The organism is Sorangium sp. So ce887, assembly GCF_051521455.1.
Lineage (GTDB): Bacteria > Myxococcota_A > Polyangia > Polyangiales > Polyangiaceae > Sorangium.
Window position 1 is genome coordinate 1,071,789 of record NZ_CP150354.1, and the last position, 15,490, is coordinate 1,087,278.

The 15,490-nt window shown below is 72.6% G+C and carries 11 protein-coding genes and 1 pseudogene; 3 read left to right on the forward strand and 9 right to left on the reverse strand.

What is annotated here, in order from left to right; all coding sequences use genetic code 11:
- Positions 1–304: 304 nt before the first annotated feature.
- Both WMF36_RS04075 and WMF36_RS04080 read right to left on the reverse strand, forming a co-directional pair.
- Positions 305–2,047, reverse strand: a pseudogene (locus tag WMF36_RS04075) (DEAD/DEAH box helicase); the annotation flags it as partial.
- Positions 2,048–2,098: 51 nt separating this feature from the next.
- Positions 2,099–2,545, reverse strand: coding sequence for a hypothetical protein (locus WMF36_RS04080; protein ID WP_437578286.1), 447 nt, complete (start codon positions 2,543–2,545; stop codon positions 2,099–2,101).
- A gap of 149 nt (positions 2,546–2,694) precedes the next feature.
- Between WMF36_RS04080 and WMF36_RS04085 the strand changes: the two genes are divergently transcribed.
- Positions 2,695–4,254 carry a dipeptidase gene (locus tag WMF36_RS04085; protein WP_437578287.1) on the forward strand — a complete coding sequence of 520 codons (1,560 nt, stop codon included), beginning with the start codon at positions 2,695–2,697 and terminating at the stop codon, positions 4,252–4,254.
- Positions 4,255–4,290: 36 nt separating this feature from the next.
- Here the strand turns inward: WMF36_RS04085 and WMF36_RS04090 are convergent, their stop codons facing one another.
- Positions 4,291–5,187 carry a LysR family transcriptional regulator gene (locus WMF36_RS04090; RefSeq protein ID WP_437578288.1) on the reverse strand — a complete coding sequence of 299 codons (897 nt, stop codon included), beginning with the start codon at positions 5,185–5,187 and terminating at the stop codon, positions 4,291–4,293.
- A gap of 164 nt (positions 5,188–5,351) precedes the next feature.
- Between WMF36_RS04090 and WMF36_RS04095 the strand changes: the two genes are divergently transcribed.
- Positions 5,352–5,747 carry a RidA family protein gene (locus WMF36_RS04095; protein ID WP_437578290.1) on the forward strand — a complete coding sequence of 132 codons (396 nt, stop codon included), beginning with the start codon at positions 5,352–5,354 and terminating at the stop codon, positions 5,745–5,747.
- Between the two features lie 12 nt (positions 5,748–5,759).
- Here the strand turns inward: WMF36_RS04095 and WMF36_RS04100 are convergent, their stop codons facing one another.
- Positions 5,760–6,485 carry an FMN-dependent NADH-azoreductase gene (locus tag WMF36_RS04100; protein WP_437578291.1) on the reverse strand — a complete coding sequence of 242 codons (726 nt, stop codon included), beginning with the start codon at positions 6,483–6,485 and terminating at the stop codon, positions 5,760–5,762.
- Between the two features lie 284 nt (positions 6,486–6,769).
- On the opposite strand from WMF36_RS04100, the gene gcvA reads away from it, so the two are divergent.
- Entirely contained in the window at positions 6,770–7,654 is an 885-nt protein-coding gene (gene gcvA / locus WMF36_RS04105; RefSeq protein WP_437578292.1) for a transcriptional regulator GcvA, read from the forward strand.
- A gap of 68 nt (positions 7,655–7,722) precedes the next feature.
- On the opposite strand, the gene WMF36_RS04110 is transcribed toward gcvA, so the two are convergent.
- The 5 genes from WMF36_RS04110 to WMF36_RS04130 all read right to left on the reverse strand — a co-directional run bounded on the left by WMF36_RS04110 (position 7,723) and on the right by WMF36_RS04130 (position 15,372).
- Positions 7,723–9,255 carry a hypothetical protein gene (locus tag WMF36_RS04110; RefSeq protein WP_437578293.1) on the reverse strand — a complete coding sequence of 511 codons (1,533 nt, stop codon included), beginning with the start codon at positions 9,253–9,255 and terminating at the stop codon, positions 7,723–7,725.
- A gap of 208 nt (positions 9,256–9,463) precedes the next feature.
- Entirely contained in the window at positions 9,464–12,610 is a 3,147-nt protein-coding gene (locus WMF36_RS04115; RefSeq protein WP_437578294.1) for an efflux RND transporter permease subunit, read from the reverse strand.
- An 8-nt stretch (positions 12,611–12,618) separates the two neighbouring features.
- Positions 12,619–13,806, reverse strand: a complete 1,188-nt coding sequence (locus tag WMF36_RS04120) for an efflux RND transporter periplasmic adaptor subunit (RefSeq protein WP_437578295.1) — start codon at positions 13,804–13,806, stop codon at positions 12,619–12,621.
- Positions 13,803–14,471: a hypothetical protein gene (locus tag WMF36_RS04125; RefSeq protein WP_437578296.1), complete on the reverse strand. Its 669-nt coding sequence runs from the start codon at positions 14,469–14,471 to the stop codon at positions 13,803–13,805. Before WMF36_RS04125 ends, WMF36_RS04120 begins: the two co-directional genes overlap by 4 nt.
- Before the next feature lies 1 nt (position 14,472).
- On the reverse strand, positions 14,473–15,372 hold the full coding sequence (locus tag WMF36_RS04130; protein WP_437578297.1) for a hypothetical protein: 900 nt from the start codon (positions 15,370–15,372) through the stop codon (positions 14,473–14,475).
- Between the last annotated feature and the right edge of the window lie 118 nt (positions 15,373–15,490).

Consider the following 15,490-nt stretch of genomic DNA (forward strand, 5'->3'; position numbering starts at 1 on the left):
CGCTCCGGGCCTTGGCCTTCGCCGCGCCGCCTCGCGCCTTGGTCGCGTCGCCCCGCGCCTCGGCCGCGTCGCCCCGCGTCTTGGCCGCGCTGGCTCGCGGCTTTTCCGTGGCCGCGCCGCTCCGGGCCTCGTCCGCGCCGCCCCGCGCCTCGTCCGCGCCGCCGCGGGCCTCGTCCGCGCCGCTCCGGGCCTCGTCCGCGCCGCCCCGCACCTCGTCCGCGCCGCCGCGGGCCTCGTCCGCGCCGCCCCGCGCCTCGCGCGCGCCGCCTCGCGCCTCGCGCGCGCCGCCTCGCGGGCCGCCGGGGCCCTCGTCGTGGCGGACCTGGACCTTGCGCCCCTTGATCCGGGTGGAGCGCAGCGCCTCGATGACGCTGTCCGCCGCGTCGGCCGGGACCTCGACCACCGAGAAGCCGTCGGCGATCTGGATGGCGCCGATGTCGCGGGACGTCAGCGACGCCTCGTTCGCGATCGCGCCGACCAGATCGGCCGGCCGGATGCCCGCGGTGCGCCCCGCGCCGATGTAGAGCCGCGCGACGTTGCCGTCGCTCTCCCGCTCCTCGCGTCCCTCGCGCCGCGGCCGCCCCGGCCCCTCTCCCGGGCGCCCGCGCGCCCCCGGCGGGCCCCGCCACGTGCGGTCGTTGTAGCCGCGCTCCGGCCCGGGCGGCGGCGGCCGGATCGCGGGGATCTCCGCCTCGTCCTGCTGCCGCTCCCCCTCCGTCGCCTGGTGCGCGAGCTTCACCGCCGCGGCGGCGATGTCCATGACGTCGAACTCCTCGGCGAGCCCCTCGACAACGACCCGGAACCCCTCGGCGCCGCCCTCCAGGAGCGTCTCCCGGAGCGAGGCGCGCGTCAGCTCGAGGCGCCGGGCGCGCAGGTCGGCCACGGTCGGGATCGTGGCGACCGTGATGCGCTGGCCCGTGAGCCGCTCGACGTTGCGGATCAGGTAGTGCTCGCGCGGCTCGACCAGCGTGATCGCCGCCCCCTCGCGGCCGGCGCGCCCCGTGCGGCCGATACGGTGGACGTACACCTCGGCGGCGCAGGGGACGTCGTAGTTGATGACGTGCGACACGTGCTCGATGTCGAGCCCCCGCGCCGCGACGTCGGTCGCGACGAGCAGGTCGGCGGTGCCGGCGCGGAAGCGGGCCATCACGCGATCCCGGTGCTCCTGCGAGAACCCGCCGTGGAGCGCCTGGGCCTCGTAGCCGCGGGCGCGCAGCGCCTCGCTCAGCTCGTCCACCTCGTTGCGGGTGCGGCAGAAGAGGATGGCCGACGACGGGTCCTCCATGTCGAGCACCCGCGTCAGGGCGGCGGGCTTGTGCGCGCGCGGCACGATGTACGCCGTCTGGCGGATGCGCGGGAGCTCGCCCGGGGCCGTCTTCTCGCCCGCGATCTTGACCCGCACCGGCTCGCGCAGGTGCCGGCCGGCGATCGCGGCGATGCGCGGGGGCAGCGTCGCGGAGAACAGCACCGTCTGCCGCGCCGCCGGCGTGGCCGCGAGGATCGCCTCCAGCGCCTCGGCGAAGCCCATGTCGAGCATCTCGTCCGCCTCGTCGAGCACGACGGTGCGGATGCCGTCGAGGGCGAGCGTCCCTCGGCCGATGTGGTCGAGCGCCCGGCCCGGCGTCGCCACGACGATGTGGACCCCGCGGCGCAGCGCGCGCAGCTGCTGCCCGAACGGCTGGCCGCCGTAGACCGACAGCACCTGCACGCCGAGCCGGCGGCCGTAGCGGTGCATCGCCTCGGCCACCTGCATGGCGAGCTCGCGGGTCGGCACGAGCACGAGGGCCGCGGGGCGGCTGGGCGGCTCGTTGCCGATCTCCAGCCGCTCGAGGAGCGGCAGCGCGAACGCGGCCGTCTTCCCGGTGCCGGTGGCGGCCTGCCCGAGCAGGTCGCGCCCGCTCAGGAGGTGCGGGATCGCCTCGCGCTGGATCGGGGTGGGCTCTTCATAGCCGAGCTCGGTGAGCACGCCGAGGAGGGCGGGCCCGATACCGAGCGAGGCGAAGCTGACGGACGGATTGGTCGGTTCCACGGGGGCTCCCCGTCTCATGGGTTCACGCCGGTGTCATGGCAATCCGACAGCGAGCCGGCGCTATCCGGGTCAGCCGAGCTTCGCGGCGAGGGCGCGGTGCCGCTCGGCCAGGCGCGCGGCGTCCACCCGGCCGAGGAGCGCGCGGGCGGCCTCTTCTGCGCGGGGGTTGCCCTCGGGCGCGCGGCTCATCGCCTCCAGGTGGAGCTCGAGCGCGCGCCTGCGCTCCGCGAGCGCCTGCCCGGCCCGGCCCCGGAGCTCGAGGAGCTCGGCCTGCTCCGCGCAGAGCGCCGCGTACGCGCCGATCTTCTCGTGGTCGCCGAGCAGGGTGGCCGCGCCCGCGGCGTCGAGCCGGTCGAGCATGTCCCGCATCGGGCCGAAGAGCCCGTCCGCGGTGGAGCGGACGAGCAGCTCCGCCTCGTCGAGCTGGCCGGCGCGCCGGAGCCCGGCGATCCGGCCGAGGGCCTCGGCGAGCTGCTCGATCATGCGGAGGATGTAATCGCGCTGTCGGATCGACATGAGGTCTCCTGATCGAGCCTAGCCGATCGCGGAGGCTTTTCATTCGCCGCGCCGGCTTCCGTCGGCGCTGTGGACGCGCCATCTCCGGCGCACGATCTGGTCGCCGCTCGGACCCTCCGCCCGCCGAGCCCGCATGATACGATTTGTTCATGCGCACGTCCCTGTCCCTCGTGCTCCTCGCCGCCGCGGCGCTCGCGGCGTGCGTTCCTCCCGCTGCGCCTGCGGAGGCGCCCGATCCCTTCGCGTCGAGCGTCGACGAGGTAGGGCCGTGGGCCGAAGCCGCGCCCGACGTCATGGAGAGCCCGGCGGGACCCGCGACGCCGGAGCAGCGGGCCGCGCGGCTGCAAGCCAGGGCGCTCCTCGTGGACGGCCACAGCAGCGTGCCCTCGCTGCTCCCCGGCGGCTCGTCCGATCCGGTGGGCCCGGGCGGCGAGCCGACGGCCGCGGAGCTCGCGAGGCTCAAGGCGGCGGGCGTCACGGGCAAGTTCTTCTCGATCCACGTCGGCCCGCCCGCGCCGCAGGCGCCCTCGTCGCTCGGCGGCAGCGTCGCGCGCCGCGCGCTCGACCTCATCGACGCGACTCACCGGCAGATCGAGCGCCACCGCGAGACGCTGGTGCTCGCGCGCAGCGCCAGGGACGTGCGCCGCGCCGAGCGTGAAGGCAAGATCGCCGTGCTCATGGGCATCGAGGGCGGGCACGCCATCGAGAACTCCCTGCCTGCGCTGCGCTCGTTTTACCGCCTCGGCGTCCGCACCATGGCGCTCACGCACACGACGACGAACGACTGGGCGGACTCCGCGGGAGGAGCCCTCGATCCCGGGCTCGTCCGCCACCACGGCCTCTCCCCTTTCGGAGAAGCGGTGGTCCGCGAGATGCAACGGATCGGCATGCTTGTCGACGTCTCGCACGCGTCGGACAGCACGTTCCAGGAGGTCATGAAGGTGGCCAGTGCGCCGGTCATCACCTCTTCCACGATGCGCGCCGTCGGCCATCACCGCCGCAACCTCGACGACTACATGCTGCGCGCGATCGCGGAGAAAGGCGGTATCGTCATGGTGAACTCCTGGGCGCTCTTCCTGGACGAGGCGTATGCCGCGCAGTCAGCGCGCTTCGCGCAGAAGTACGGGGCGTACATCAAGGAGCTCGGCGAGAGGCTCCAGGGCGACGCGGGGGCGCTCCGCGAACTGGTCGAGAAGCTCAAGGCCCAGGACGGGCCGATGGCGCCGCCGCCGCCGCTCTCGCGGATCGTGGACCATATCGACTACGTCGTGAAGGTCGCGGGGATCGCTCATGTCGGCCTCGGCTCCGTCTTCGGGGGCGACGAGGTGCTCCAGGACGGGCTCGCTGGCATCGACGGGCTCCCGAACCTCACGCTGGAGCTTGTCCGGCGCGGCTACTCGGACGGGGACATCCTCCGCCTGCTGGGCGGGAACTTCCTGCGGGTCCTCGAGCAAGCCGAGGCCTACGCGGCGTCGACGGACACCACGCTGTCCGGGCACGGCAGCCTGCGGCAGCTCAGCGCGACCGAGCTGCCCGAGCCGCCGACGCCGCCGGTCACGTCGCCGCCGGCCGGGCAGCCGCTGGACCCGCCGTCGCGGCCGCGGGTGTCGTGGGCGGCTCCACCGCCCCCGCCGCCGAAGCCGGCCCCGCGGCTCCCGAAGGACGGAGCGCCGGAGCCCTCGCCCGCGGAGCTCAGGATGTCGCGGTAGCGCGCGCGAGGGGGCATCTGTTGGCAACGTGGCGCATCACGTCCCAAGTTCTTGGATCATGAGATCGATGAAGCGCCTGACACGGGGCTCCAGAAGGCGCTGGGTCGGATAGATCGTCACGATCTTCACGTCCCCAGCCTCGAGATCGGGTAGCACCTGCCGGAGGCGACCGGCAGCCAGGTCCTCGGCCACCAGGAAGTCCGGAAGAAACGCGATGCCGAGCCCTGCGACGGCAGCATTCCGGAGGGCTTCTCCGCTATCCAGCCGCAAGCGGCTTCGACCCTGTGCCTTGACCCAGGCTCCATCGTCGTCGAGAAAGCGCCAGCTCTGCCTGCGATTGCGACTGCTGAAGATCAAGCAGTCGTGGGCTGCCAGCTCATCGACGTCCAGCGGTTCGCCGCGCTCGGCGATGTAGGACGGAGAGGCACAGAGCATGGCCTTGTACTTGGCAACCACCCGGGAGACCAGCCGCGTGTCCGGGGGCGCTTCTCCGATTCGTACCGCCAGATCGAAGCCTTCCTCGACGATGTCCGCCTGACGATCGGTGAGGTTCACCTCGACCTGGATGTCGGGCCAGGCCTCGAGATATTTCTTCAGCAGCGGAAGAACCACGAGCCGCCCGAAGGCATCGGGGACGGTGAGCCGCAGAACTCCCCTCGGCGTGCCATGACGCCCCGCCACGCTCGCCTCGGCGTCATCGACCGCCGCGAGGATCTGCAAACCGCGGTCGTAGAACAACCGACCTTCATCGGTGAGGCTCAGCGCCCTTGTCGTGCGGTTCAGGAGGCGCACCCCCAGCCTGCCTTCCAGGCGGTTCACGGCCTTGCCCGCCGCCGACCTGGTCAGGCCCATCGCCTGCCCCCCGGCGATGAAGCTCCCTTCATCGACGACGGCCATGAAGACGAGGATCTCGTTCAGATTCGCGCGCGGCATATCGCAACTCCACCTGCTCCGGCGCTGGGCTGAACCGGGGGTCTGGAACGTATCAAGAAAGTTCTTCGCGTCTGTGTAGAAATCCGTTCGTCAATCGGCGGACTACAGTTCTCAGCGCCTCGTCGATGTCGCGGCGGGGAACTTCCAACAGAAGGGAAACGAACATGACAAAAAAGGCCACCACCTACGACCACGGCGTCCCGTGGGAAGAAGGCTTCGGCGTCACCCAAGGGTACAGCGTGAATGGCACCATCTACATTTCGGGCCAATTTTCCCACGACATGCAGGGCGCGTTCGTCGGTGAGGGCGATTTCGAGGCACAGACCCGGAAGACGCTGGAGAACCTTGATCGGGTGCTGGCGGGATTCAACATCACGAAGTCCAATATCGCTGAAATGGTGATTTATCTCACGAATCCGAGCGAACATTTCGAGCGATGCGTCGGTCTGTACAAGGAGTATATGGGGCAACATCGTCCGGCAGGCACCCTCATCGGCGTGTCGGGTCTGGCGTTCCCTCATCAGCTGATTGAAATCCGCGCCGTTGCGCACACCGGTTAACCTCGACGGCGGTCAGCCTCCGCCGTACAAGGGTGCTTCGATCTCCGTTCGACCCGTCGCCGAGGGGCGCGCCGCCAGCAATCGGTCGACGAGGGCATCCACCTCGAGCTCTGCCATCGCGATCGACGCCGCGAGCCGCTCGTCGGCGAACTCGTCGTACTCGATCGCCACGGACGCCACGTCGGTGATCCCGATGTAGCCGAAGGCCGTCCGGATGCTCGGTTCGACGTGGTTCATGGCCTCGAGCCGCCCGCCCTTGCCGTAGCCGTGGTCGCCGCGCGACGTCAGGATCGCGAGCTGCTTCCCGTCCCCGTCGAGGAGCGGCCAGTACGGATCGCCCGGCCGCGAGCGGTCGAAGCCGAACGTGCGCCCCACGCGGACGATGTTGTCGATATAGGCCTTGAACTGCGCGGGCACGTTGAAGTTGTACATCGGCACGCCGGCCACGATGAGGTCGGCGGCGAGGAGCTCGTCGACGAGCGCGTCGCTCTCCGACAGCACCTGCCGCATCCAGGGCTCGCGCGCGTGGGGCTTCGTGAACGCGGCCTGGATCCAGCGCCCCGTCACCGGCGAGGGCGGGTTCTGGCCGACGTCCCGGTAAAGGATCTCGTCGCCTGGACGGGCCGCACGCCAGCGCGCGACGAAGCGGGCGGTGAGCCGGCGGGTGTGAGAGCCGTGGCGGCTCGTGTCCGAGCGGTCCGGACGAGCGCTCGAGTCGATGTGCAGTATCGTAAACATGGCCTGTCTCCTCGGCGTGGTGGGTGCGCTCCACGAGCCCGGGCGGCGAGAGCTCCCCGGCGCACGCTCGGGCGTCCGTCGCGGCGCGGGGCGCCGGCGGTGGCCGAGCGGGGTCGACAAGAGATGAGTTCTCCTCATCGAAACGGGCGCCGCGGCGGCACCCGTCTCTCGGCTCCTGGGCCCGTGGAGAGCGCGTTCACGCCGTGAATATGGGTCGCCTGGGGCGGATGACCAACGAGTAATTCTCAGCTGATAGATGAGCTGGGATCAGCTATCTCTCCCGCATGCGACGGCTCCCACCGCTCACGGCGCTCCGCGCCTTCGAGGCTGCCGCGCGCCACCTCAGCTTCAAGCGGGCCGCCAGGGAGCTCGGGGTGACGCCGACGGCGATCAGCCACCAGGTCCGGCTGCTCGAGGAGACGATCGGCGTCCGGCTGTTCGAGCGTCACGCGCGGCAGGTCGTGGCCACGCGCGAGGCGCAGCTCCTCTATCCGGTGCTCCGCGACGGGTTCGACGCGTTCGCGAGGGCGCTCGACGAGCTGGCCGCCCGCCGTTCGCGCCGCGCGATCACCCTCTCCGCCACGACGGCGTTCACGGCCAGGTGGCTCGTGCCGCGGGTCGCGGCCTTCCGCGAGGCGTGCCCCGGATTCGACCTGCGGCTCCACGCGTCGGACGAGCTCGTCGACCTGAGCGCGGGCGAGGCGGACGCGGCGATCCGGTACGGGCGAGGTCCGTATCCCGGGCTCGCCGCCGAGGTGCTGATCGCGGATCGCTTCGCGCCCGTCTGCAGCCCCGGGCTCGCCGTCCGCCGTCCGGAAAACCTGCGCGACGTGCCGCTGCTCCACTTCGAGTGGCGGCGCGTCGAGCGCGACACGCCGACATGGCGCCTGTGGCTCGAGCGCTCCGGTCTGTCCGGCGTCCGCGACGACGGCGGCGTCACGTTCTCCGACGAGGCCCACGCGATCCAGGCGGCGCTCGCGGGGCAGGGCGTCGCGCTCCTGAGCCTGGTCCTCGTCGCCGACGACCTGAAGAGCGGTGCCCTCGTGCAGCCGTTCGGCCCGGCGCTCGACGGCTATCGCTATCACTTCGTGCACCTCCCGGGCGCGGCGGCGCGCGAGGAGATCGCGGCGCTCCGGGGCTGGCTCTCTGCGGCGATGACCGGGGAATGACGGCGAACGCAGCGATGAGCTCGAACGAGCGCGCTGTCGCACGACGCGCGCTGTGCCCCGATCGCCGGCTATTTCCTGGCAGCGGGCGCGGGCAGCGCGACGTTCAGCGGGGCTTTCAGCCACGACGAGAGGCTCGTCTCCAGCGGGCACGCGGCGGCCTCTCCGCAGAGCAGCGCGTGCTTGGCGGCCAGCTGCGCCCCAAGCTCCTCTTCGCTCACACCGTGGGCGCGGGCGCACACCAGGTTCTTGGCGGTCTGAGCGGCGTTGAGGCTGCCGGCCGCTTCCACCACGACGACAGCGGGCTTGTTCGGGCAAGCGCGCTTCAAAGCGCCCAGGGCTGCGTCGTCCGTTTCGGAGAAGCCACCGTCGGGCAGCGCGTGGAAATAGAGCTTGGGGCCGGTCACGCGCGCCGGGCAGGTCTTGAGGCCGCAGTCCGCTCCGAGCCAGGCGACGAAGCCGCCGTAGCTCCCGAGATCAGGCCGCATGTCGAAATCCAGGTGCTCGACGCCGACGCCACCCGAAACGCGCGGCGCTCTGGCATACGGCTTGATGCCCGCGGCATCGAACGACCAGATCGGCGCGGGCAGCTCCGCGGGGCTCGCGCCCGCGTTGGCTTTCAGCTCGTACGGGACGATGAGCTCGTCGTTGCCGTCGTCGTCGTAGTCGTAGGCCTGGAGCGCCGAGATCTCGAGCCCACCGGGAGCCGCGGAAAGCGCGCCGAAGCTCGCGGTCTTGCGCTGGCCCTCGATGTCCACGCGCACGACCTCGAGCTCGAGCCGGAGGCTGCGCGTCGCGCCTTCACCTTGCGCGGAGGCGGCCTTGAGCGCGAGCGCCCACGAGCCGAGCCCCGCGGGCTGGCAAACGCCGAAGCGCGGTAGCTTCGTCGCCTCGGTGGCCGTGAGGCGCTCCGCCGGCTCGAGCTTCTGCGCGTTCTGCAAGGCCGCCTTGCTCTCTTCGAGCACCGCGGCGCAGCCGCGGCGGTGAGGAACGCCCGATGCCGCCCAGATAAGGCGGGCTTTCGAGCCGCTCACCTCGAGCGTGTAGCGGGTGTCACTCCATTCGAGCGTCACATCGCGCCGCTCGTCGCCGCTGAACGGCACCACCACGGTCAGGTCGCCGTATTCGTTGGGGAGCAGCTCCTCCCCCGGGAGCTCGGCACCTTCCGCGGCCGCGACGGCCCCGGGCGCGGGCTCGCGGCCTTCCGCCTGCTCCGCGCCGCCGGGCGTGCGGATGAGCGCACGCTTGGGGTGGCCGCCAGTGCCGTTCTTCTTGCGACAAAGGAACTGCAACCAGCCGTCGAGGCTCACGGCTTCGCAGCCGAGCCCCACGGCGCTTTCGATGTTCTCCTTCGCTCCGCCCTTGAAGGAGCTCGGCCGGCTGGCGCTGCCAGGCGACGGCGCGCTGGGCACCTCGGCGGTCGGCGCGCTGGGCAGCACGGCGGTCGGCGCGCTTTCCGCGGCGCTCTGCGAAGCCGCGGCGCTCGCGGCGGCCGGCGTGGCGGCGCTCGCTCCCGCGCTGGCGCTCGCGCTCGTTCCTGCGGGCTCCGCCTTGCTACACGAAAGCACCGCTCCCAGCACCCAGATCAACCCCACTGTCCTCATGAGGGGCCCATGGATAGCACCCCGCATGCCGGGTGACGTAACGCAAATCTGCCGACCTTTCGTGAGGTGTGCGGGCCCTGGCCAACGCCGCGCGTGGAGCGCGCCCCGCTTTTGTGTGTACGCAGAACCACAGGCGATGGGTGTAGGCCCAGCGTCGAACACGACGCGCTCGGACTCGTGTCGATGAAGGGCGTTGCGGCGCTGGCTGCTATCCATCCGCGGGCCCGGCGTCTCGTCGAAGACGCGTGTCCCCGCTCGCGACCTCCGGGGCGCGCGCCAGCCGCTCGGCCGAGGCCCTGCCGAACCGGAAGAAGACCGCCGGCGTCACCATGATATCGAGCAGCGTCGACGACAGCAGCCCGCCGAGGATCACGACCGCCACGGGCTGCAGGATCTCCTTGCCCGGCTGCCCCTCCGAGAGCGCGATCGGCACGAGCGCCAGCGCCGCCGTGAGCGCGGTCATCAGCACCGGGACGAGGCGCTCCAGCGAGCCGCGCACGATCATCGCCTCGCCGAACGGCTCGCCCTCGGCCTTCATGAGGTGGATGTAGTGCGAGATCATCATGATGCCGTTGCGCGAGGCGATCCCGCACAGCGTGATGAACCCGACGAGCGTCGCCACCGACAGGACGCCGCCGGTGAGGACGACCGCGAGCACCGACCCGACAAGCGCGAGCGGGATGTTCAGCAGGATCTGGAGCGCGACAGTCCACGAGCGGAACTGCGAATAGAGCACCACGAGCATCCCGGCGAGGCTCGCGATCGACAGCAGCCCGATGAGCCGCGACGCCGATCGCTGGCTCTCGAACTGCCCGCCGTACGTCACGTGGTAGCCCGGCGGCCTCGGGATCGCGCCCACCGCGCGCTGGACCTCGCCGACCACCCGCTCCAGATCGCGCCCGGCCACGTTGGCGGACACAACGATCCGTCGCTGCGTGTCGTCGCGGCTGATCTGGTTCGGTCCCGCGCTCTCCGTCACGTCGGCGAGCTCCGAGAGCGGGACCTTCGCGCCGCTCGGCGTGTCGACGAGCACGCGCCGCAGGGCGTCCGTGTCCTCGCGGAGCTCCGGCGGGTACCGGAGCACGACATCGATGGTCCGCTGGCCCTCCAGGAGCTGCGTGACGGTGCCGCCCGCGAGCGCCAGCTCGAGCTGCTCGGACAGCTGACCCGCGTTGACGCCGAGCTGCGCGGCGCGCTCCCGGTCCACCCGGATGGCGATCTGCGGGATCAGCACCTGCGGCTCGAGCTGGAGATCCTTCACCCCCGGGACGGCCTCCATCGCGTCGCGCGCCGCCTTGCCCAGGCGCCGCAGCTCACCGAGGTCCTCGCCGAAGATCTTCACCGCGATCTGCGCGCGCACGCCCGAGAGCAGGTGATCCAGCCGGTGCGAGATCGGCTGGCCCACGTTGATCGCCACGCCGGGGATCCTGTCGAGCGCCGCCCGGATGTCGCCGAGGATCGCCTCGCGCGCCCGCCCGGAGGCGGCGAGATCCACGTCGATCTCCGTGTAGTGGACCCCCTCCGCGTGCTCGTCGAGCTCGGCCCGGCCGGTCCGCCGCCCTGTCGAGACGACCTCGGGGACCTCGTGCATCAGCTGCTCGGCCAGCGTGCCGAGCCGGCTCGACTCCGCGAGCGACGTGCCCGGCCTGGCCACCACGTTGACCGTGAGCGTCCCCTCGTTGAACGGCGGCAGGAACTCGGCCCCGAGCAGCGGCACCGCCGCCGCCGCCGCGAGGACCAGCGCGCCCGCGGCCGCCATCACCGCCCCGGGGTGCCGCAACGACACCGCGAGCACGCGGCGATCCGCGGCCTTGAGCTTGCGAACGAGCCAGCCGTCCTCGTGGCTCATCTGCTTCATCGACGGCAAGAGAACCGAGCAAAGCGCAGGTGTGACCGTCAGGGATACAACCAGCGAGGCGAGGATCGACACGATGTAGGCGATCCCGAGCGGGGCGAAGAGCCGCCCCTCGATGCCGCTCATCGCGAACAGGGGGACGAAGACGAGGACCACGAGGATCGTCGCGAACACGATCGAGCCGCGGACCTCGCTCGACGCGTCGCGGATGACGTCGAGCGGCGGCCTCGGCGAGGCGAGCGCCCGGTTCTCGCGCAGGCGCCTCCACACGTTCTCGACGTCGACGATGGCGTCGTCGACGAGCTCGCCGATCGCCACGGCGAGCCCGCCCAGGGTCATCGTGTTCACCGACAGGCCGGCGGCCCGGAAGACGAGCGCGCTCACGAGGAACGAGAGCGGGATGGCGGTCAGCGTGATCGCGGTCGTCCGGAGGTTGAGCAGGAACAGGAACAGGACGATCGCGACGAGGATCGCGCCGTCGCGCAGCGCCTCCGCCACGTTGTGGATCGCGCTCTCGATGAAGGTCGCCTGCCGGAACAGGCGCGGGTTGAGGGTGACGCCGGCGGGCATCGATCTCTCGAGCTCGGCCACCGCCGCGTCGATCCGCTCGGTGAGCGCCACGGTGTCGGCGCCGGGCTGCTTCTGCACCGAGAGGATGACCGCGGGCTTGCCGTCGATCGAGCCGTCGCCCCGCTTGACCCGCGCGGCCTCCTCGACCGTCGCGACCTGCCGCAGGGCCACCGGCGTGCCGTTCCGCACGGCGATGACCGTGGCGGCGATGTCCGCCTCGGTCCGGGCGCGGCCGAGCGTGCGGACGAGGAACTCGAGCCCCCGCCGGTCGACGTACCCGCCCGTCGCGTTGGCGTTCGCGCCGGCGAGCGCGCGCGCGACCTCGTCGAGCGACACCGCCGCCGCGGCGAGCCTCGCCGGATCGACGGTGACCTGGATCTGGCGGACCTCGCCGCCGATGGGGATCACCTGCGCGACGCCGGGGATCGTGAGCAGCCGCGGCCGGATCACCCAGTCGGCCTGCGTCCGCAGGACCCTCGGCGAGACGCCCTCGCCCTGCACCCCGATCAGCAGGATCTCCCCCATGATCGAGGCGACGGGCCCCATCTGCGGCGTGATCCCCCGCGGCAGCTGCTCGGTCACCGTGGCGAGGCGCTCGGCGACGAGCTGGCGATCGCGGTAGATGTCCGTGGACCAGTCGAACTCGACGTAGACGACGCTGAGCCCCACGCCCGAGGTGGAGCGCACGCGCTCGACCCCGGGGGCGCCGTTCATCGCCCGCTCCAGCGGGATCGTGACCAGCGTCTCCACCTCCTCGGGCGCGAGGCCCGGCGCCTCGGTCATGAGCGTGACCGTGGGCCGGTTCAGGTCGGGGAACACGTCGATGGGCAGCTTCAGGAGCGAGTACGTCCCGTAGACGAGCACAAGCGCGGCGGCGGCGAGGACGAAGAGGCGGTTCCTGAGCGAGAAGCGGATCAGGGCGTCGAACATCGTCGCGGCTAGCCCCCCGCGGCGAGGAGGACGGTCATGGCGCCCTCGACGACAACGCGCTCGCCCGCGGCGACGCCCGCCGTGATCCCCACGGCGCCGGCGGACCTCGGCCCGACCGCGACGGCGCGCAGCTCGAACGTCTCGGGGCCTGTCTTCACGACCACCGTGGGCGCGCCGCTGCGATCGAGCAGCGCCGACACGGGGACGACAACGCTCTCGACGGCCGCGCCCCCGGCCATGCGCACGTGGACGAGCGCGCCCACCCGCGCGCGCCTGTCCTTGTTGTCGATCTCGAAGAGCGCCTGGACGGTGCGGGTCGCCGGGTCGACAAGCGCGGCGACGGCGAGGCGCCTCGCCTCGAAGCGCGCCGCGGGATCCGCGACGAGCGCCGCCTCGGCGCGGTCGCCGGAGAGGCGCGCCGCGTCCGCCTCCGGGATGCGGACGTCGAGCCAGAGCGTCGCGAGATCCACGATGCGCCAGAGCTCGGTCCCCTCGGCGACCTGGGCGCCCGGGCTCACGCGGCCGGAGACCACCGTGCCGTCGATCGTCGCGCCGAGCTTCTGCGCGCCCGCCCCGCCCGCGAGCGCCCCGACGTCCGCCCGGGCGCGCGCGGCCTCGGCCCGGGCGATCTCGACCTCGGCCTCGGCGGCCTGGATCTCCTTCTCGGCGACGAGGCCCCGGAGCTCGCGGCGCCGCGCGAGCTCGCGCTCGGCCACGCCGAGCCGCGCGTCGGCGACCGCGACCCGGGACGCGGCGTCGCTGCGCGACAGCCCGAGCTGCGCGCTCTCCGCGCCGCCCAGGCTCGGCCTGAGCGTGGCGAGCGGCTGCCCCTTCTTCACCTCGTCGCCGAGCCGGACGAACCCTCCCTCGGGCGGGAAGAGGCGGCCCGCCGTCGGGGCGACCACGGCGAGCTCGCCGGCCGGGCGCGCGATCACCGTGCCGATCTGCCCGAGCCCCGCCGCCAGCGCGCCGCGCCGCGCGCGCTCGGTGCGGAGCCCCAGGAGGAACTGCGTCTCGATCGACACGTGGGCCACGTTCGGATCCGCCGCCGTCGCCGCGGACGGCCTCGCCGGCGCGCCGTGATCCTCGCCCCCGTGCGCGTCGGCGCGCTCCTCGAGGCCGAAGGACGCGAGCGCCGAGGCGACGGCGAGCGCCGAGGCGACGGCGCCGACGGTGATCGGGCGCGCGCGGCTCACGAGGCCACCTGCGAGAGCGCGGGCCGGCCCTCCGGAGGCTCGCTTCCCGCAGGTGGCTTCCGCCGCGCGCGCCGCCCGAGCGCATACCCGATCGCGCCGCTGAGCACGGCGAGCGCGCCCGCGCCGACGGCGAGGCTGCCGGCGGGCACCCCCGGGGCCGACGCCGCCGCGGGCGGCGCCGCGGCGGGCGGAGCGGCGCCGAAGCGGAGATCGCCGACGATCACGAGGTCGAACGCGTCCCCGGCCTCGACCGACACGACCCCGTTGGCCGTCGTCCCCGGGGCGGCGGCGGGGAGGGCGAGCTCGTACACGCCGGCCGCGCCCGTCTTCGCCGCGTCGGCGGCGAAGGTCAGCCCGCCCTTCAGCTCGAGCCGGACGCGCGCGCCTTCGACCGGCGCGCTGGAGTCGGCGCGGGCCACGTAGACGCGCGCGGGCAGCGTGCCTTCCGCCTTCCGCGCCGGGTACTTCACCACCACCGAGAACCTCGCTGTCTCTCCCGACACAACGTGCTCCGTCCCGGTGCTCGCGGCGCGCGGCGCGGCGGGCGCCGTGTGGTCCTCGCCCCCGTGCGCGAGGGCGCGCGGGGCCGCCGCGCAGAGCGCGAGCGCCGCGGCCAGGGCGGCGGCAGCGACGCCCCGATTTCGCCGGTGCCGCGGGGTCGTCATCTCAGTGCCCGTGCCCGTCGTGGCCGTGCCCCTCGTGCCCCGTGTGGCCGTGCCCCTCGAGGTGGAACGCGAACCGGAGCGAGGCCGCCGCGCCCCCGGCCGGCGTGATGCTGAGCACCCCGTCCAGGTGATCCTGCTGGACCGGATCGACCTTGCCCCGGAGCACGTCGGCCTTCTCGTCGTAGGCGAGCTGGACCTCCTTCGCCCCCGCGACGACGGGGCGGAGGCTCGCGGTGACGCCCTTGGCCGAGCGGGGCTTCTCGCCCGCGTCCAGCATCCAGACCGTGATGTCGCCGGTCTTCTCGAGCTTCACCTCGACGTGGCCGTCCCCGAGCGACTGCACGACGCCGCCGTGGGGCGAGCCGTGGGCGTGCTCTCCGGTCGGGTGATGCGCCGGCGTGTCGGCGAAGGCCGCGGTGCCTCCGGCCGGCACCGTGAGGGTCATCTTCATCGGCGCGCCGCGCACCTTCAGATCCCAGGTGTAATCCGCCTTGTCCGGCGCCGGGCCCTTCGCCGAGAGCGACCCCTTCGCCTCGTCCGGCGCGAGCGGGAGGGTCTTCTTCTCCTTCCCCTTCGGCTCGATCGTGATGGTGCCGGCGACGTCCTTCGGCGGGATCGGCGTCCGCACCGCGTCGCTCACGTAGAGGTCGACGGCGCCGTCGGCCCCGACCACGACCTCGACGTGGTTGTCGCCCTCCATGGTGACCAGGCCTCCGTGGCGGGGGTTGTGATCCGCGTGAGGGCGCTTTTCGCTCGCGGCGTGGTCGTGGGGCGCCGGCGCCGGCGCCGCCGCGGGACCCTGCTTTGGGCCGGCCTTCGCGTGGTCGTGGCCAGGCGCCTCCTTCGTGGAACAGGCCAGGAGCGGGATCGAGACGAGCAATGAGAAAAGGATTTGGCGCATCGTGCTTTCCTGGAGCCGAGGTTCTTGCCCGGGAGAGCATGCCCCCGAGCAACGAGCGCGCCAAGACGCCACACGCGCAGATCCCGCGCTCCGGTGCGGCAGATCGCTCTCTCAGTGA